The organism is Variovorax sp. ISS6, from assembly GCF_056523145.1.
The window spans coordinates 1,072,811-1,089,616 of sequence record NZ_JAWRZC010000002.1; the positions used below are offsets into that span (position 1 = coordinate 1,072,811).

The following is a 16,806-nucleotide window of genomic DNA, read 5'->3' on the forward strand; positions in this document are numbered from 1 at the left end:
TCGCCCGGATGATAGTACGCGGGCCTGGTGCGTCGGTCTCGCTTCAGTGGCCGGCCGTGCTGGCGTGTTCGCGTTGCTGGAGCACCTCGCCGAAGGCCTGCAGCCGCGCGGCCGCGAAGGCCGGCCGTTGCCGCACGGCCTCCCACCAGGCATGCACGCGCGGGCTGGCTGACGCATCGAGCGCCTCGGGCGCGATCTCGGCGATGCGGGCGATGAAGGGCACGGCGGCGATGTCGGCCAGCGAGTAGTGCTCGCCGATCAGCCAGGCCGAAGGTGCGGGCGACGCCGAGCCGGCGAGCATGGCCTCCATCTTGTCGACGAGCAGCAGCAGCTTGCGCCGGGCCTCGGCCTTCTCCTCGTCGGAATAGGGCTGGCGCGCGATTCGGACCCAGGCTTCGCGCCGCTCGGCCGTGGGGATGCGGGCGATCTTCTGCTGCAGTTCCTCATCGCTCCACTGCCGGGCCATCGGCTGCAGCATCAGGCTCCAGTTGAGGATCAGCAGGTTCGGCAGCGCTTTCTCGTCGGTCCAGCGCACGAAGTTGCGCAATTGGGCGAGCGCGTAGGGATCGACGGGACGCAGGGGCGGCGTGGGCTGGATGTCGTCGAGGAACTCGCAGATGGTCGAGCTCTCGTGAAGAAAGCGACCCGGCGCGATCTCCAGCGCGGGCACCACGCCGTTCGGGTTCATCGCGAGAAATGTGGGCGCGTGCTGCTCCTGCTTGCCGAGATCGACGGCAACGCTTTCATAGTCGATCTGCTTCTCGGCCAGGCACAGGCGCACGCGGCGCGAGGCGCTGGACAGCCAGGCATGAAAAAGTCGCATGGCGGTCGTCCTCTCCTTCAGGGAATGAGCACGGTCGCGCCAGTGGTGGCGCGGCCTTCGAGTTCGCGGTGGGCGCGCCGCACGTCGGCCAGCGCATAGCGGTGACCGATCTCCAGCCGCACCTGCCCCTCGGTCAGGGCGCGGAAGAAGGCCCGCGCCGCATCGCGCAGTTCCTGGGGATCGGCGATGAAGCTGCGCAGGGTCGGACGGCATACGCTCAGCGACTTTGCGTGGAGCAGCTGCAGGTCGAAGGCCTCGACGTCGCCCGAGGCGGTGCCGTAGCTGATCACGATGCCGCGCGGACGCGTGCATTGCAGCGAGGGCAGGAAGACGTCCTTGCCGACCGCGTCGTAGACCACGTCGACGCCCCCGCCACCGGTGAGCGCCAGGGTGCGTGCCGCGAAGTCTTCGCGGCGGTAGTCGATCGCATGGTGGCAGCCGTGCGAGAGCGCGACGCGCGCCTTCTCGGGCGAGCCCACGGTGCCGATCACGGTCGCGCCGAGCGCGCGCGCCCATTGCGACAGGATCACGCCCATGCCGCCGGCGGCCGCATGCACGAGCACGGTCTGGCCGGGTCGCACCACGTGCAGCCGTCGCAGCAGGTACTCGGCGGTAAGACCGCGCAGCAAGGTGGCGCCGGCCAGTTCCTGGGACACGGTGTCCGGCAGCGGCACCACGCGGTGCGCCGGGAGGTTGCGCGTCACCTGGTAGGCGCCGGCATGGACGTAAGCCACCGCCTGCCCGCGCGCGAAACCCGTCAAGCCCGACCCGATCGCCTCGATCACGCCCGCGCCCTGCGCGCCCAGCGTGATCGGGAACGGGGTCGCCGCGTGCGGGCCGTGCGAACCGCGGCGCTGGTAGATGTCGGCGAAGTTCAGCCCGATAGCGCTCTGGCGGATCTGCAGCTCGCCCGCGGCGGGCGGCGGCACCTCGACCGTCGTGTCTGACAGAACCTCGGCATCGCCGTGGCGATGGATGTGGATGGCGACGCTTTGTGTCATGGGCCGCGATTAGACGGCCATGATCGCCGTCAATGGATTCATACAAACACCTAGTGTATTTATTGTTTGATGTTGTGCATACTTTGTTGGCCGACGCCGATCGGTCCCGATTCAAGGAGACATCCATGCAGTTGCGCAGACGAGAGTTCGGCCTCCTGGCCGCCGGTGCCCTGGCCGCCCCCTATGTCGTGCGAGCCCAGCCCATCAACCTGGCCACGCTGCACGAGGCGGCGCGCAAGGAGGGCGAACTCACCTGGTACACGGTGCCGCAGACCTCCGAGGTGGCCGAGAAGATGGGTCGAACTTTCAGCACCCGCTATCCGGGCGTGAAGGTCAACGTCGTGCGCACCACCGCCCAGGTGGCGTTCCAGCGCCTGAACCAGGACCTGAAAGCCGGCACGCCCAACTGCGACGTGTTCACCTCCACCGATCTGGCGCACTACGTCGACCTCAAGGGCCGCAACCTGCTGCTGAAGTACCTGCCGGCCGCGGTCGCGCGGCAGGACAAGCGGGTGCAGAACATGGACCCGGATGCGTACTTTCACGCTTCCAGCTGTTTCATGATGGGCCTGATCTACAACACGCAGAAGGTGCAGGCCGCAGCCGCGCCCAAGAGCTGGAACGACCTGCTCGATGCGAAGTGGAGCGGTGCCGCGCTGGTGGCGCACCCGGCCTACAGCGGCGCGGCAGGCGCCTGGTGCATCGAGATGCGCAAGCTCTTCGGAGAGGGCTGGTTCGCCAAGCTCGCGGCCGCCAAGGCGCACGTGAGCCGCTCCACCATCGATGCGGTGACCACCGTGATCTCCGGCGAGGCGTCGATCTCGGCCGGCCCGATGAGCCTGGCCGCGCGCTCGGCCTCGCGCGGCAACCCCGTGGCCACGCTGGCGCCGAAAGAGGGCCCGGTGCTGATCCTTTCGCCATCGGCGATCATGGCCAACACCCGTCGGCCGAACGCCTCGCGGCTGTTCATGGAATGGCTGCTCGGTAGCGAGGACACGGAGCGCATCTCGGTCGAGGAATTCAGCGTGCCGCTGCGCGCCAATGCCAAGCCCGCGCCCGGCGTGCTCGGCCTGAGCGACGCGAGCCCGCTGCTGGCGCCCACGCCGCCGCAGATGGTGGCGCAGATTCCCAAGGTGATCGAGCTCTGGCGGGATGCCTTCGGTGTCTAAGGCCGTCGTTCTCGCGCTGCCGGTGGCGCGCCGCACGCCGCATCGCCTGGGCGACCCGGCGATCTGGTTCTTCGCCGTGCTGATCGCGGTGCTGTTGCTGCTGGTGGCCAACCCGATCCTGCGGCTGGTGTGGGACAGCTTCCATACCGCCGAGGGCCAATGGTCGCTGCAGAGCTACGCCCAGGCACTCGGCCGCAGCCGCAATCTGCAGGCGCTGCTCAATTCGCTCTATCTCGGCGCGGCGGTCACCGCGCTGGCGTTGCTGCTGGGCGTGCCGCTGGCGCTCGCGGTCTCGCGCACCAACATGCCGGGCCGAGGCTTCACGCACCTGAGCGTGCTCGCGGCCTTCGTGATGCCCAACTTCCTCGGCGCCATCGCCTGGATCCTGCTCGCGGGCCCGAACGCGGGTTGGCTCAACCGACTGGTGGTCGAGCTCCTGGGCACCGCCAAGGGGCCCTTCAACATCTTCAGCTTCTGGGGCCTGGCCTTCGTCATCGCGCTGTACACCTACCCGCTGATCTACGTGTTCACGAAGTCGGCGCTCGACCTGGTGTCGACCGAGCTCGAGGATGCGGCATCGATCCATGGCGCCGGCAAGTTCCAGACCATGGCGCGGGTGACGCTGCCGCTGGTGCTGCCCTCGATCGTGGGCGCGGCGATCCTGATCTTTCTCGAGGCGATCGCGCTCTACGGAACGCCGGCGCTGATCGCGATTCCGGCGCGCATCAACCTCGCGACGACGCAGATCGTGTCGTTCTTCCAGTATCCGCTGCAGGTCGAGCGCGCCGCGGCCTTCTCGATGCCGATCCTGCTGTTGACCATCGTGCTGCTGATGCTGCAGCGCAAGCTGCTCGCGCGCCGCGGTTACGTGTCGGTGTCGGGCAAGGGCGGCGAGCGCCGGCCCTTCGACATCGGCTCGTGGAAGTGGCTGCTGCTGGGCTATTCGGTGCTGGTCGCGCTGCTCACGGTGATCCTGCCGCTGGCCATCCTGATCCTGGCGTCGCTGTCCAAGGCCTGGGGCCGCGGGCTGTCGCTGGACAACCTGACGCTGGCGAACTTCCACAGCATCTTCTTCGAGCAGCTGACCGTGCGCGCGGCCATCCTCAACACCGTGCTGTACTCCGGCGCCACCGCGCTGGTGTGCGTGGGCATGGGCATCTGCATCGCCTACGCCACGCAGCGGCGCATCACCCCTTTTCCCACCTTCGTGCAGTTCATGGCGCTGGCACCGGTGGCGGTCCCGGGGTTGATCCTGGCCATCGGCCTGTATGCGGCTTACGCCGGGCCGCCGTTCAGCCTCTACGGCATGGGCGTGCTGATCGTGATCGCCTTCACAACGCGCTTCCTGCCGATCTCGGTGGCGGCGAGTTCGGCCGGCGTGCGCGCACTCAACCCGGAGCTCGAGGAGGCGGTGCGCATCCTCGGCGGCGGACGCCTCACGGTGCTCACGCAGGTGGTGGCGCCGCTGCTCAAGAAGACGCTGGTGGGGGCCTTCATCCTGGTGTTCGTCATCTGCACGAAGGAGCTGTCGACCGCGGTCTTCCTCACCGGTCCCGAATCACGCGTGGTGTCGGTGCTGACGCTCGACCTCAGCGAACAGGGCAACTACGAGACGCTCGCCGCGATGGGCGTGGTGCTGGTGGTGATCGTGACCATCGTCGTGGGAATCGGCATGAGGCTCGCGGGCCGCGACTTCATGCTGCGCCGCTCCTGAACCCGCATGCACACAAAAGAGAACCGACGCATGTCCAAACTCGAACTCAGGAACCTCAGCAAGCGCTACGGCGCGACGCCGGTGGTCGATGCGGTCTCGCTGCAGCTGCAGCGCGGCGAACTGGTCACGCTGCTGGGCCCCTCGGGCTGCGGCAAGACCACCACGCTGCGCATGATCGCGGGCTTCATCGAGCCGTCGGACGGCACGATCGTGGTCGACGGCGCCGAGATCTCGTCGCCCGCGCGCTCGGTGTCGCCCGAGCACCGCGGCATGTCGATGATCTTTCAGAGCTACGCGATCTGGCCGAACATGACGGTGGCGCAGAACGTGGGCTTCGGCCTGCGGGTGCGCAAGACACCCGATGCGGAGATCGCGCGGCGCGTGGCGGAGATGCTCGACGTGGTCAAGCTCGGCGCCCTCGCGCAGCGTTATCCGGCCGAGCTCTCGGGCGGACAGCAGCAGCGCGTGGCGCTGGCGCGCGCGATGATCGTGCGGCCCGAAGTGCTGCTGCTCGACGAGCCGCTGTCCAATCTCGACGCAAATCTGCGCGAAGAGATGGCCACCGAGATCCGCCGGCTGCACGACCAGTTCCACTTCACCACGGTCTACGTGACGCACGACCAGGCCGAGGCGATGGCGATCTCCGACCGCATCGCGGTGTTGCACCAGGGCCGGCTCGAGCAGATCGACACCCCGTGGAACCTCTACAACCGCCCGCGAACGCCCTTCGTCGCGGGCTTCATCGGCAAGACCAACCTGGTCGAGGGCGAGCTCGACGGCGACCGCCTGCGGCTCGACGGGCTGGCGGCGGGCTTCGCGCTGCCCGGGGGCGCGGCCGGCGGCGCCCGCCTGCTGGCCTCGATCCGGCCCCAGTCGCTGTACCTCGATGCCGCGCCCGCGGGCGCGGTGGCGCTGGGCGACGTCTCGGTCGTCGGACGCACCTACCTCGGTGAGTACTGGAACTACCTGGTGCGACCCAGCGGAGGCGGGGCGTCGCTCAAGGTGCACGCGGCGCCGTCCACGGTGCTCGAGATCGGCCAGCGCTCGACGATCTATGTCGACCCCGGCGCCGTGGCCGCCATCCAGTGATGCATCCACCGCACGAGTCCACCATGCCCCATTCCATCGAATCCGACCTGCCGCTCACGGGCTGCCGCGTGCTCGACCTCACCATCGCGCGCGCGGGCCCGGTCGCGGTGCGCCTGCTGGCCGACTGGGGCGCCGACGTGGTGCGCATCGACCCGCCCGACCGCAAGCCCACGCTCGGGCCGCGCCGCGGCTCCGACGAACAGAATCTGCACCGCAACAAGCGCAGCCTGAGCGTCAACCTCAAGACCCCCGAAGGCATGCGCGTGCTGCGCCAGCTCGTCGAGCGCAGCGACGTCGTGGTCGAGAATTTCCGCGCCTCGGTCAAGGAGCGCTTGGGCCTGAGCTACGAGGCGTTGCGCGCGATCAATCCGCGGATCATCCTGGCCAGCATCTCGGGCTTCGGCCAGACCGGCCCGTACGCGGGCCGCCCGGGCCTCGACCAGATCGTGCAGGGCATGAGCGGGCTGAGTTCGGTGACGGGCGAACCCGGGCGTGGTCCCTACCGCACCGGCATCGCGATCTCCGACACCACCTCGGGCATGTTCCTGGGCCAGGGCATCCTGCTGGCCTTGCTGCACCGCCAACGCACGGGCCGCGGCCAGTGGGTGCATACCTCGCTGCTGGAGGCCATGCTCAACAAGCTCGACTTCCAGGGCGCGCGCTACACGGTCGAGGGCGAGGTGCCGCGGCAGGAGGGCAATTCGCATCCCACGCTGGTGCCGATGGGCACGTTCGATGCCCGCGACGGAAAGGTCAACATCTGCGGGCCTGGCGCCGCGATGTGGGCCCGGCTGTGCGAAGTGCTCGGCGCCCCGCATCTGGCGCAGGACGAGCGCTACAAGGACCAGCCCTCGCGTCTCGCGCACCGGCGCGAGCTCGAGGAGGCCATCGGCGCCATCACGCGCGGCTTCGGCGTGCGCGAACTGGTGGAGCGGCTGAACGACGCGGGCGTGCCCTGCGGCCCCGTCTACGACATCGGCCAGGCCTTCGAGGATGCGCAGGCCCGGCACCTGCGCATGACGCGTCCGGCGCCCCATGCGGCGCTGGGTACGCTGGAACTGCTGCGCTCGCCGATCAACCTGTCGGACTGCCCGCACGCCGAGGCCTTCCATCGCGCGGCGCCCGATGCGGGCGAGCACACCGATGAAGTGCTGCGCGAGCTCGGCTACGGCGACGAGTCCGTCGCGTCGCTGCGCAAGGAAGGGGTGGTGGCATGAAGGCGCAAGACCGAGTCCTCCAGTCGCTGGGCACGGGCCGCATCCTCGGCGAGGTCCGCGAGGGCATCGGCTGGATCACCTTCAACCATCCCGAGCGCCGCAACGCGATGTCGCTGGACATGTGGCAGGGACTGGGCGCGGTGGCGGAGGCCTTCGAGCGCGATCCGGGCGTGCGGGTGGTCGTGATGAAGGGCGCGGGCGGCAAGGCCTTCGTCTCGGGCGCCGACATTTCCGAGTTCGAGCAGCACCGCGCCGACGCGGCGCAGAAGAAGAGCTACGACGAGGTGGCCGCTCGCGGCCATGCCGGCCTGGCCGCGTTGAGCAAGCCGCTGGTCGCGATGATCCAGGGCTACTGCGTGGGCGGCGGCCTGGCCATCGCGCTGGCTGCCGACATCCGGATCGCGGCGTCGTCCTCGCGCTTCGCCATTCCGGCCGCCAGGCTCGGCCTGGGCTACGACTACCGTGGCGTGGCCGCGCTGGCGCGGCTGGTCGGGCCGTCGGCCGCGAAGGACATCCTCTTCAGCGCACGCTTCCTCGAGGCCCCCGAGGCCTTGCGGCTCGGCCTGGTCAACACGGTGGTCGAGGATGTCGCGCTCAATGAAGCCGTGAGCGCCTATGCGCAGAAGATCGCCGCGAATGCGCCGCTCACGGTGAACGCCGCCAAGAAAGCCATCCAGGCGTTCGAACGCTACTCGGACAGCGCTGCGGCCGACGAGATCGCGCCGCTCGTGCTGCAATGCTTCGACAGCGAAGACTATAGGGAGGGCCGCCGCGCCTTCCTCGCCAAACGTCCTCCCATTTTTCAAGGCCGATGAACGCGATCACCGAACCCACCGATTCCTCCGACCTGCCCGAGCTTCGCATCGAGGGCGCGGTCGCGACCATTCGCCTGCGGCGCCCCGCACAGGCCAACCGCCTGAGCGCCGACGACCTCGAGCGGCTGGCCGCGCTGATCGCCGAGGTCGACGCGCGGCCGGAAGTGCTGGTGCTGCTGTTGCGCGGCAGCGGCAAGTACTTTTGCAGCGGCTACGACATCGGCAGCATCGGCGCAGAGCGCAAGGTCGACTTCGAGGGGGTGGTCGATGCGCTGGAGATGGCGCGTGCAGTCACGGTGGCGGTGCTGCATGGTGGCGTGTACGGCGGCGCGACCGATCTCGCGCTCGCCTGCGATTTCCGCGTCGGGGCCACGGGCATCGACATGTTCATGCCGGCCGCGCGCCTCGGCTTGCACTACTACCGCTCGGGCCTAGAGCGCTACGTGAGCCGCCTCGGGCTGGACAACGCCAAGCTGCTGTTCCTGACGGCGCGCAAGATCGATGCCGTGGAGATGAAGCGAATCGGCTACCTGACGCAGCTCGCGGAACCCGAGCGACTGGAAGAGGAGGTCAGTGCCCTGGTGCGCGACTGCGCATCGATGGCGCCGATCGCGCTGACCGGCATGAAGCATCACCTCAACCGCATCGCGCGCGGCACGCTCGACCCGCAGGCGCTCGACGCGAGCATCCGCAGCGCCTACCTCTCGGAAGATCTGCGCGAGGGGCAATCGGCCTGGGCGCAGAAGAGAGCTGCGAAGTTCCAGGGGAGGTAGAGAGCAGCGGCACCGGAAACCACGGTCTCGAGTGCGGCCGCTGCCGACTCAGTGTGATGTGCTTTTGCTTCATGATGGGGGCACTGCAGCATGGGCATACGCCGGTATATATCGTTCACTCCCGGCACGCGTTCGATCATCCCCAGGTGGACATGGTCATGACTCGATCTAAGCGCAAATTTATTGCGAAATCCCAGGCCGAGGTCACAAGGCCGCTTCGGTCGATCCGACTGCTGAGAGAAGTCGAGTTTCGCCTCAGGCGCCGCGATTGATCTCGCAGCATGCAATGGAAATGCTCCGTCGCAGCACACTGAGGCCGGCGTCAAGAGCGGATGTCGGCTTGAGAGGATCGCGCGGATCTCCCTAAGCTCGCGCAGCCACCGCGACAGCGCATCGCGAGCTCGGTCGGAAGACGGCGTTACACGCAGCAAGCTCGTCCGGTAGGCGTTCATTCATTCATACGTCGAAAGGGTTGGGTCTCGATTGACAACCTCTTCGGCCAGAAAGTCGCTGACTGCGCGCACTTTCAGCGAATCGGCGAGATCGGCATGGATGACCAACCAAACATCGTTGCTGAACAGTTGCTCTGCGGGTATGACTTGAACAAAACCTTCCCGCGCGGCGAGAAAATCCGGAATGACAGCCAATCCTAATCCTGCGCGAACTGCCGCGATCTGCGACGGCAAGTTGTTCGTGATCAGCGCAATCTTGCAGCCTGGGTGCTCGCGTGCGAGCCAGACAGCGGCAGGCAAGTGCGCGTGGCCGGCATCCCAAGTCACAAATTGACGACCTGCTAGCGGCAGACCCTCAACAGGCGGGTTCTCTTCGAGGTAGCTGCGGGTCGCATAGACGGAATAGGTCATGTGGCCCACACGTCTGACCTTGAGATTTCCCCTGCTCGGCCTGGTTACACGCAATGCGATGTCTGCCTCTCGGCGACCGAGCGCAGTAGTCGCAGTCCCGGTGATGATCTCCAGGCAGATGCCCGGATACCGCTTGCGAAGCGCAGGCATGGCGGGGATGACAAGGTCAGTGGCAAAGTTCTCCGATGTCGCGATGCGAACCGTTCCTGTAGGAGATCCATCGAGGCCAGCTGCGTTGCGCTCCAATGCAAGAACCTCGTCTTCGACCTGCTCAGCGTGCTTCAGTATCTCAAGCCCTCCATCCGTGAGCAAATAGCCTGTCTGATGGCGCACGAAAACGCTGAAGCCGAGACTTGACTCCAACTCTCCGATGCGCCGACTCACAGTGGATTGACTCACCGCGAGCTCGAGCGCGGCCTGTGTGAGGCTGCCGGTGCGGGATACAGCCAGAAAGTACTTCAGGTCGTTCCAGTCCATGCGATTTCTTGTGGTTTGTTAGAGCTCTTGAACAGCGTTAAGGGTGAACCAGGCCCCTACCCGCTATGCCCGATCGACGCTGCAAAAACAGAAAACGATATTGCATCTTTAGCTCTTCTCGTCTTGATCGAGCAGGTCGACACTGGCCCAGCGCTGGCATTTCCTTGCCTTCACACAACGCAAAACTTCTTCAAATTCATCATGAAGTATCGAACTCTTGGAAACACTGGGTTGCTCGTCTCGCAGCTTTGCCTTGGAACCATGACTTTCAGCGATGGGGGCGGCGTCTATAAGCACATCGGGAACGTGGGCCAAGAAGGTGCAGATGAGCTCGTCAAAGCGAGCTATGAATCGGGCATCAATTTCTTCGACACCGCCGATGTGTACTCTGCAGGTGAGAGCGAGCGCACGTTGGGGCAAGCATTCAGAAATCTTGGCATCGCGCGCAAGGACTATGTGCTTGCGACCAAAGTGTACAGCCGCGTCGGCAAGGGCCGAAACGATGTTGGCGCTTCTCGCGGCCACATCATGGACGCTGTGGAAGGTAGCCTTAAACGGCTGCAAACGGACTACATCGATCTTTACCAGATTCACGCAAGCGACAGCCTCACACCCATCGAGGAGACGCTGCGCGCGTTGGACGATCTGGTGCGACAAGGCAAGGTTCGCTACCTGGGCGTCTCGAACTGGCAAGCCTGGCGCATCGCAACTGCGCTTGGAATCTCCGCCCGCCTTCATCTTTCGCGTTTCAATACGCTTCAGGCCTACTACTCACTGGCCGGCCGAGATTCTGGAGCGCGAGCTCGCTCCGCTTCTCGCAGAGGAAAAAATGGGCCTGCTCGTCTGGAGTCCACTCGCAGGTGGCCTTCTGTCCGGGAAGTTCAGCCGCGACGAGCAGTCGCCAGAGGATTCCCGACGCGCCGAGTTCGACTTTCCCGTCGTGGACAAAGAGCGTGCATGGAGGGTGATTGACACGCTGCGCCCGATCGCGACTGCGCACGGGTGCAGTGTGGCGAGAGTCGCCTTGGCTTGGCTCTTGTCCAAAGCGGTGGTGACCTCTGTTCTGGTTGGCGCCAAGCGGCTCAGCCAGCTCGAGGACAACATTGCAGCCACCACGCTGACGCTCAGCGAGGAGGAGATCCGCCAACTCGACGCGGTCAGCGAACTGCCGCTCGAATATCCGGGCTGGATGCTTGCTACACAAGGTGCTGATCGGCTCGGTCCTGTCGACCTTTGGGCCGGGAAGACCGCTTCAGTTTCCTGAAGCACGGATCGGGCGCGGCAACAAGCAGTTGCATGTGCCGCGCAATGCGGTTTGCCGCGCTCGCCTTGTGGTTGGCCGCCGGAGCGCACGGCCAACGTAGCGCGAGGCACTGCCGAGCGCCCAAGCACCGGGCACGATTCCTCTCCCGAAGCTGGGGCTGCTCAATTGCTGCCGGCAGCGCGAGGCCGCCTGGCATGGAAGTTGTCTTCCTGAGCCATTGACTCATTGAATTTTTAGCAATGAGCAGGACGAATGAGGCGACGCGCGTCATGAATTCGTGATGCGAGTCTCTCCATGTCGCAGCATCGGCAACTTCCGTTTAACGGAATCGACTTCCGGGTTTCGCCTCTCATTTGCAGGCGTGGTCGCGCTTTCTAATTCTGTTAATCAGTAGTCGCTTCCGTTGATCGGAATGCAAAAAAACGAAAGAGACACCATGCTTGAGACCTTCGACATGTGGATCAACGGTCAGGCCACGCCGGGTACCGGCGGCTGGATCGAAAGCCTGAATCCATATACCCAGCAGCCCTGGGCCCGAGTGCCAGATGCTTCCCCGAAGGACGTCGCCGCTGCTGTGGGGGCCGCGGCTGATGCCTTTGCCCGCGGTGCTTGGCCTGCTACCACACCGCAGCAACGCGCGGGCTTATTGCGCAAGCTGGGCGATCTGGTGGCACGCGATGCCGAGAAGATGGCGTTGCTGGAGAGCCGGGACAACGGCAAGCTCTACAAGGAAATGCTGGCGCAATGGCGCTACATCCCCGAGTGGTTCTATTTCCATGCGGGGCAGGCCGTACAGCCATGGGGTGATGTCCTGCCCAGCGACCGGCCGAACTTTATGGCATTCACGCGACGAGAGCCGGTGGGAGTGGTCGCTGCCATCACACCCTGGAATTCGCCGGGTCTGCTGATGGTGTGGAAATTGGCACCTGCCCTGGCGGCGGGCTGCACTTTTGTCGTGAAGCCATCGGAATACACACCGGTCTCCACATTGGTGTTCGCCAGGCTGGTGGAAGAGGCGGGCGTTCCACCCGGTGTGTTCAACGTGGTGACCGGCGGTGCCGAGGTCGGCCGCGCGCTGGTAACCGACCCCCGCGTGAACAAGGTGGCGTTTACCGGCTCCGATGGAGTGGGTGCTGCGATCGCCCAGTCGGTGGCGAGTGGCTTCAAACGAATCACGCTCGAGCTGGGAGGCAAATCGGCGCAGGTGGTCTTTGGCGATTGCGAGATACCTGCCACGGTCAACGGCATCATGAGCGGAGTCTTCGCGGCCACGGGCCAAAGCTGCATGGCTGGCTCGCGGCTCATCGTGCATCGCAGCGTGCAACAGGCGATCGTCGATGCGCTGGTGGCGCGCGCCGCCACCATCCGCTTGGGCGACCCGATGGATCCGGCAACCGAGATGGGGCCGGCGGCCACGGCCGCCCAGCACCAGAAGATTCTCTCGATGGTGGAGACGGCGAAATCGCAGGGCGCGAAAGTCGCTTGTGGCGGGGTCGCCGGCGAAGCAGGAGGCTTCTTCGTGCGGCCCACGGTGCTCACGGACGTCACACAGGACATGCGCATTGCGCAGGAGGAAGTTTTTGGTCCCGTGCTAGCCGTGATGCCTTTTGACACGGAGGACGAGGCGGTGGCGTTGGCCAACGGCACCGACTACGGGCTGGCAGCGGGCATATGGACCACCGATGTGCGCTTGGCCCACCGTATGGCCGCCAAGTTGCGCGCGGGAACCGTATGGATCAATGCCTACCGCGTGGCTGCGCCGTTCGCCCCTTTCGGCGGATTTGGCCACAGCGGGCTAGGCCGAGAAAACGGGCGCGAAGGCATGCTCGATTTCCTAGAGACCAAAACGGTCTGGATCGAGTTGTCGGGCGCCACGCGCGATCCATTCACCATTGGTTGAGTCGGACATGCAAACCGGTAGCTCCAAGGCGCCGCCACTGCTGGAGGTGTGCGATCTCAGCGTGCGCTATGGCAGCGGCTCGCGCGCGCTGACGGACGTTTCGTACTCCCTCGCGGTCGGTGAGATCGTCGCCATTCTCGGACCCAATGGCGCGGGCAAGACCACGGTGCTGCGTGCCGTCTCCGGGCTGCTTCCCGTGCACCATGGTCAGGTCGAATCCGGCAGCCTTCGCTTCGATGGCCACGCGATGGAACGACTGAATGCCGCCGGGCGCGTGCGACAAGGTCTGGCGCAAGTCATGGAAGGCCGCCGGATCTTCGGCGAGATGACCGTGGCCGAGAATCTCATGGCGGGTGCTCACACCCGTCGGCGCATCGGCGCAAGGCGTGCCGAACTCAAAGACACGCTGGATCGCGTGCTCGACTACTTCCCAATTCTGAAGCAGCGCCTCGATGCCATCGCCGGTTACCTCTCCGGCGGCGAGCAGCAGATGCTGGCGATTGGTCGTGCGCTCATGGCCGCACCGCGCCTTCTCTTGCTCGACGAGCCATCGCTTGGCGTGGCACCGAAGATCGTGGCGCAGATCTCAGAGATCCTGCTGCGCATCAACCAGAGCGGCGTCAGTGTGCTTCTGGTGGAGCAGAATGCCAGTGTGGCACTCGATCTGTGCCACCACGCCTTGGTGCTTGAGAACGGTCGGGTGGCTGTGAGCGGGACGGCCAGCGCCTTGCAAAGCGACCCTCGCGTGCGTGAGATCTACCTCGGCATGTCGGACCAGGGGCGCCGCAGCTTTCGGGTGGCCGATGCGGTCGCAGCTGGGGGCGTTGCATGAGCGGGCTCGAGGCTGAACAGCGCGTGCTTGATGTGCAAGGTCTGTCATTGGCGTTCGGTGGCGTGCAGGCGCTGGCCGACGTGAGCTTCGACGTGAAGGCTGCGGAGCTGCTGGCCATCATCGGACCCAATGGCGCCGGCAAGTCGTCTCTCTTCAACTGCCTCTCGTCCATCTATGCCCCGCAGAGGGGGAGCATCCGCTTGAACGGTCATGAACTGGTGGGTCGCCCCACGTCCTATGGCGTAAGCCTGGGCTTGGGGCGAACGTTCCAGAACCTGGGCCTGTTCGACAACGCGGATGTGGAAACCAATTTGATGCTGGGCCGGCATCCCTTGATGAAGACCGGCTTTCTCTCGGCGGCGCTATGGCGTGGGAAGGCGCGCGACGAGGAAATCGCTCACCGCGAACGCGTGGACGAATTGGTCGACCTGCTCAAGCTGCGTGAGGCTTGCGGGCGTCCCGTCGGTCTTCTGCCTTACGGCACGCGCAAGCTCGTGGAGCTCGGCCGCGCGCTCGCCATGGAGCCGAGCGTGTTGCTGATGGATGAGCCAGTGGCTGGCATGAACCGTGAAGAGCGCGACCACATGGCGCTGACGATCCATCAGGTGCGTCAGGTGCTGGGAACCACGATCGTGCTCGTCGAGCACGACGTCGGGTTCGTGATGGATCTGGCCGACCGCGTGATGGTGCTCGAGTTTGGTCGCGTGATTCAGTTCGGCGACCCGGACACCGTGCGCAACGACCCGCGCGTGATCGAGGCTTACCTCGGTGCGGTGGCGCATCAATGACCGATCGGGACGCACAGCATGATTGATTTTTTCCAGATTCTCTTCGCGGGCTTCGCGCAGGGGACGATGTACGCGCTCATCGCCATCGGCTTCGTCATCGTCTACAAGGCCACCGGCGTGCTGAACTTCACGACCGGCGGCATACTCATGTTTGGCGCCTACCTGGCACACCATGCGGTGGGCGGATGGGGCCTTCATTTCGGGCTGGCCTTGCTGTTAGGAGCGTTCGCCACCGGCGCGGTTGGGATACTGGTGCAGACCCTCGTGCTGTCGCGGATGGCTGGAAAGCCGCACTTCACCCTGATCATGCTGACGTGGGCGGTGCTCATCGTGCTCGAGCAGATTCCGCCGGCAATCTGGGGCTACGACGTGCTCACGATGGGCGATCCCTGGGGTATCTCGATGACCTCGATCGGCCCACTATCAGTGTTCACCATCGACCTCTGGGCGGTGCTGCTTGCAGTGGTGATCGTCGTCGCGCTGTATCTTTTCTTCCGCTTTTCCCGTCTTGGGATCGCCATGCGGGCCACGGCGATCGATCGCGAAGCGGCCATGGCCCAGGGCATTTCGCCCAACACGGTCTTCAACACGGCCTGGTGCCTTGCTGGCGCGGTCGCCGGTGTCGCCGGCATCTTCCTGGGGGGTGGGGCTCGCGTGGTGAGCCCCGAGCTGTCGCTGATCGCGCTGGCCGCCATTCCCGCTGTAATCGTCGGTGGCCTGGAGAGTCCGGCCGGCGCTGTGCTTGGAGGCGTTCTGATCGGCATCGCCGAGGTGCTCACCGCGTATTACGTCCCGGTGTACGCGCCATGGCTCGGCAAGAACTTTCACCTGGTCATGCCCTACATCGTGCTGATCGCCATTCTGTTGGTGCGGCCGTATGGGCTGCTTGGAACGCGCAGCGTGCGCAGAGGCTGACATGAGCACCACCCCTCCTTCTTCGCGCTCTTGGGTTGATTGGACCGACTCTACTCGTGCGATCCATCGGGCGGCCATCGTGCATCGACTCGATCTGCTGGGTCATCCGCTGCGCTGGCTCTTGATGATCGGGCTGCTGGTGGCTTGGTTCGCGCTACCTCTGGTGCTGACCGGCTTTCTTCTGAAGTTGTACGTGTACATCGGCATCGCCGCCATCGCCGCAATGGGCTTGAACCTTCTCTCCGGCAATGCGGGGCAGGTGTCGCTGGGCCATCCATTTTTCATCGGCATGGGTGCCTACTGCGCAGCCGTGGTCGGCGGGGATTGGGGCTTGCCGCTGCCGGTCTGGCTGGCCGCCTGCGCGCTCCTGGGCGGTGCCGTGGGCGCGGCCACGGGACCTTTCGCGCTGCGCCTTCGCGGCAACTATCTCGTGATGGTAACCATCGCGCTGGTCTTTATCGGTCTGCACATCTTCAACAATTGGTCATCGGTGACTGGCGGAGTGGGCGGTCGTGCGATCACGCCGACGCTGGCGATCCTGGGTTGGGACATGGGCGATCCGACGCTGAAGGACAGGCGCTTCGCGTGGGTTGTCTGGCCAATGGTGGCGGTGGTCGGGCTGGGTTTGGTGAACATCTTGCGGTCAAGGCCTGGACGCGCGCTGCAAGCCATCCGTGATCGCGACCTCACGGCCGAGGTGCTGGGTATCGACATCGCACGCTACAAGGTGGCCGCGTTTGCCATGTCGAGCATGCTGGCCGCGTTCAGCGGCGGGCTTTACGGCGCCTACGTCGGCTTCGCAAGTCCTGCGGAATGGACCTTGGTGCTCTCCATCCAATACCTCGCCATGATCATCGTCGGAGGTGTGGGCAGCGTGCTTGGCTCCATCGTTGGCGCGGCCGTGATCATCAGTCTGCCGCACGCCACGCAGGCCATCCTCGGGGTGATACCCAACACCGGGCGCATCGTGTCGCAAATGCCGGGTGACGGCGGGTTGATCTCAGTCTTCGCCCTGATCCAGGTTCTCTTCGGTGTGCTCATCGTCATATTCCTGACGGTCGCGCCCCGTGGCCTGTCCGCGCTGTTAGGCGGCCTCTGGCGCCGCCTCGAGCAACGCGTACGTGGCAGTTGACTTCGGCCTTCCTTCTATCAAATCACTGGAGACA

Annotated in this window: 14 protein-coding genes and 1 pseudogene; 12 read left to right on the plus strand and 3 right to left on the minus strand. The window is 65.4% G+C overall.

Annotation, left to right across the window (positions count from 1 at the left end; translation table 11 throughout):
- Positions 1-43: 43 nt before the first annotated feature.
- Together AC1HIL_RS36625 and AC1HIL_RS36630 are read right to left on the minus strand one after the other, a co-directional pair.
- Positions 44-823 carry a glutathione S-transferase family protein gene (locus AC1HIL_RS36625; RefSeq protein WP_479668737.1) on the minus strand — a complete coding sequence of 260 codons (780 nt, stop codon included), beginning with the start codon at positions 821-823 and terminating at the stop codon, positions 44-46.
- 17 nt (positions 824-840) lie between these two features.
- Positions 841-1,824 (minus strand): quinone oxidoreductase family protein, encoded by a 984-nt coding sequence (locus tag AC1HIL_RS36630; RefSeq protein ID WP_479668736.1) that lies wholly within the window; start codon positions 1,822-1,824, stop codon positions 841-843.
- Between the two features lie 125 nt (positions 1,825-1,949).
- Between AC1HIL_RS36630 and AC1HIL_RS36635 the strand changes: the two genes are divergently transcribed.
- From AC1HIL_RS36635 to AC1HIL_RS36660, 6 genes are read left to right on the plus strand one after another with little or no spacing between them, the layout of a single operon-like run.
- On the plus strand, positions 1,950-2,993 hold the full coding sequence (locus AC1HIL_RS36635) for an ABC transporter substrate-binding protein (RefSeq protein ID WP_208507283.1): 1,044 nt from the start codon (positions 1,950-1,952) through the stop codon (positions 2,991-2,993).
- A complete protein-coding gene (locus AC1HIL_RS36640; protein ID WP_261211891.1) occupies positions 2,977-4,707 on the plus strand; it encodes an ABC transporter permease in 1,731 nt (576 codons plus the stop codon). The genes AC1HIL_RS36635 and AC1HIL_RS36640 overlap by 17 nt, the downstream gene beginning before the upstream one ends.
- Before the next feature lie 30 nt (positions 4,708-4,737).
- On the plus strand, positions 4,738-5,796 hold the full coding sequence (locus AC1HIL_RS36645) for an ABC transporter ATP-binding protein (protein WP_057590457.1): 1,059 nt from the start codon (positions 4,738-4,740) through the stop codon (positions 5,794-5,796).
- A 23-nt stretch (positions 5,797-5,819) separates the two neighbouring features.
- Positions 5,820-7,013, plus strand: a complete 1,194-nt coding sequence (locus tag AC1HIL_RS36650; protein WP_479668735.1) for a CaiB/BaiF CoA transferase family protein — start codon at positions 5,820-5,822, stop codon at positions 7,011-7,013.
- Entirely contained in the window at positions 7,010-7,828 is an 819-nt protein-coding gene (locus tag AC1HIL_RS36655; RefSeq protein WP_479668734.1) for an enoyl-CoA hydratase, read from the plus strand. Before AC1HIL_RS36650 ends, AC1HIL_RS36655 begins: the two co-directional genes overlap by 4 nt.
- Positions 7,825-8,601 (plus strand): enoyl-CoA hydratase/isomerase family protein, encoded by a 777-nt coding sequence (locus AC1HIL_RS36660; protein ID WP_479668733.1) that lies wholly within the window; start codon positions 7,825-7,827, stop codon positions 8,599-8,601. Before AC1HIL_RS36655 ends, AC1HIL_RS36660 begins: the two co-directional genes overlap by 4 nt.
- Positions 8,602-9,053: 452 nt before the next feature.
- Here AC1HIL_RS36660 and AC1HIL_RS36665 read toward each other — a convergent pair whose 3' ends face one another.
- On the minus strand, positions 9,054-9,941 hold the full coding sequence (locus AC1HIL_RS36665; protein WP_479668732.1) for a LysR family transcriptional regulator: 888 nt from the start codon (positions 9,939-9,941) through the stop codon (positions 9,054-9,056).
- A gap of 201 nt (positions 9,942-10,142) precedes the next feature.
- On the opposite strand from AC1HIL_RS36665, the pseudogene AC1HIL_RS36670 reads away from it, so the two are divergent.
- From AC1HIL_RS36670 to AC1HIL_RS36695, 6 genes and pseudogenes are all read left to right on the plus strand, one after another.
- Positions 10,143-11,205: pseudogene (locus tag AC1HIL_RS36670) on the plus strand (aldo/keto reductase).
- A gap of 436 nt (positions 11,206-11,641) precedes the next feature.
- Positions 11,642-13,105, plus strand: coding sequence for an aldehyde dehydrogenase (locus AC1HIL_RS36675; RefSeq protein ID WP_203208296.1), 1,464 nt, complete (start codon positions 11,642-11,644; stop codon positions 13,103-13,105).
- 7 nt (positions 13,106-13,112) lie between these two features.
- Entirely contained in the window at positions 13,113-13,937 is an 825-nt protein-coding gene (locus tag AC1HIL_RS36680; protein ID WP_479668731.1) for an ABC transporter ATP-binding protein, read from the plus strand.
- Positions 13,934-14,725 carry an ABC transporter ATP-binding protein gene (locus tag AC1HIL_RS36685; protein WP_479668730.1) on the plus strand — a complete coding sequence of 264 codons (792 nt, stop codon included), beginning with the start codon at positions 13,934-13,936 and terminating at the stop codon, positions 14,723-14,725. The genes AC1HIL_RS36680 and AC1HIL_RS36685 overlap by 4 nt, the downstream gene beginning before the upstream one ends.
- An 18-nt stretch (positions 14,726-14,743) precedes the next feature.
- A complete protein-coding gene (locus tag AC1HIL_RS36690) occupies positions 14,744-15,640 on the plus strand; it encodes a branched-chain amino acid ABC transporter permease (RefSeq protein WP_479668729.1) in 897 nt (298 codons plus the stop codon).
- 1 nt (position 15,641) lies between these two features.
- A complete protein-coding gene (locus tag AC1HIL_RS36695; RefSeq protein WP_209547304.1) occupies positions 15,642-16,772 on the plus strand; it encodes a branched-chain amino acid ABC transporter permease in 1,131 nt (376 codons plus the stop codon).
- Positions 16,773-16,806 lie beyond the last annotated feature (34 nt).

What these genes read in the sequence shown, in the direction of transcription:
- AC1HIL_RS36625 (WP_479668737.1), bottom strand. Translation starts at nt 823, where the DNA reads ATGCGACTTTTTCATGCCTGGCTGTCCAGCGCCTCGCGCCGCGTGCGC.
- AC1HIL_RS36630 (WP_479668736.1), bottom strand. Translation starts at nt 1,824, where the DNA reads ATGACACAAAGCGTCGCCATCCACATCCATCGCCACGGCGATGCCGAG.
- AC1HIL_RS36635 (WP_208507283.1), top strand. Translation starts at nt 1,950, where the DNA reads ATGCAGTTGCGCAGACGAGAGTTCGGCCTCCTGGCCGCCGGTGCCCTG.
- AC1HIL_RS36640 (WP_261211891.1), top strand. Translation starts at nt 2,977, where the DNA reads ATGCCTTCGGTGTCTAAGGCCGTCGTTCTCGCGCTGCCGGTGGCGCGC.
- AC1HIL_RS36645 (WP_057590457.1), top strand. Translation starts at nt 4,738, where the DNA reads ATGTCCAAACTCGAACTCAGGAACCTCAGCAAGCGCTACGGCGCGACG.
- AC1HIL_RS36650 (WP_479668735.1), top strand. Translation starts at nt 5,820, where the DNA reads ATGCCCCATTCCATCGAATCCGACCTGCCGCTCACGGGCTGCCGCGTG.
- AC1HIL_RS36655 (WP_479668734.1), top strand. Translation starts at nt 7,010, where the DNA reads ATGAAGGCGCAAGACCGAGTCCTCCAGTCGCTGGGCACGGGCCGCATC.
- AC1HIL_RS36660 (WP_479668733.1), top strand. Translation starts at nt 7,825, where the DNA reads ATGAACGCGATCACCGAACCCACCGATTCCTCCGACCTGCCCGAGCTT.
- AC1HIL_RS36665 (WP_479668732.1), bottom strand. Translation starts at nt 9,941, where the DNA reads ATGGACTGGAACGACCTGAAGTACTTTCTGGCTGTATCCCGCACCGGC.
- AC1HIL_RS36675 (WP_203208296.1), top strand. Translation starts at nt 11,642, where the DNA reads ATGCTTGAGACCTTCGACATGTGGATCAACGGTCAGGCCACGCCGGGT.
- AC1HIL_RS36680 (WP_479668731.1), top strand. Translation starts at nt 13,113, where the DNA reads ATGCAAACCGGTAGCTCCAAGGCGCCGCCACTGCTGGAGGTGTGCGAT.
- AC1HIL_RS36685 (WP_479668730.1), top strand. Translation starts at nt 13,934, where the DNA reads ATGAGCGGGCTCGAGGCTGAACAGCGCGTGCTTGATGTGCAAGGTCTG.
- AC1HIL_RS36690 (WP_479668729.1), top strand. Translation starts at nt 14,744, where the DNA reads ATGATTGATTTTTTCCAGATTCTCTTCGCGGGCTTCGCGCAGGGGACG.
- AC1HIL_RS36695 (WP_209547304.1), top strand. Translation starts at nt 15,642, where the DNA reads ATGAGCACCACCCCTCCTTCTTCGCGCTCTTGGGTTGATTGGACCGAC.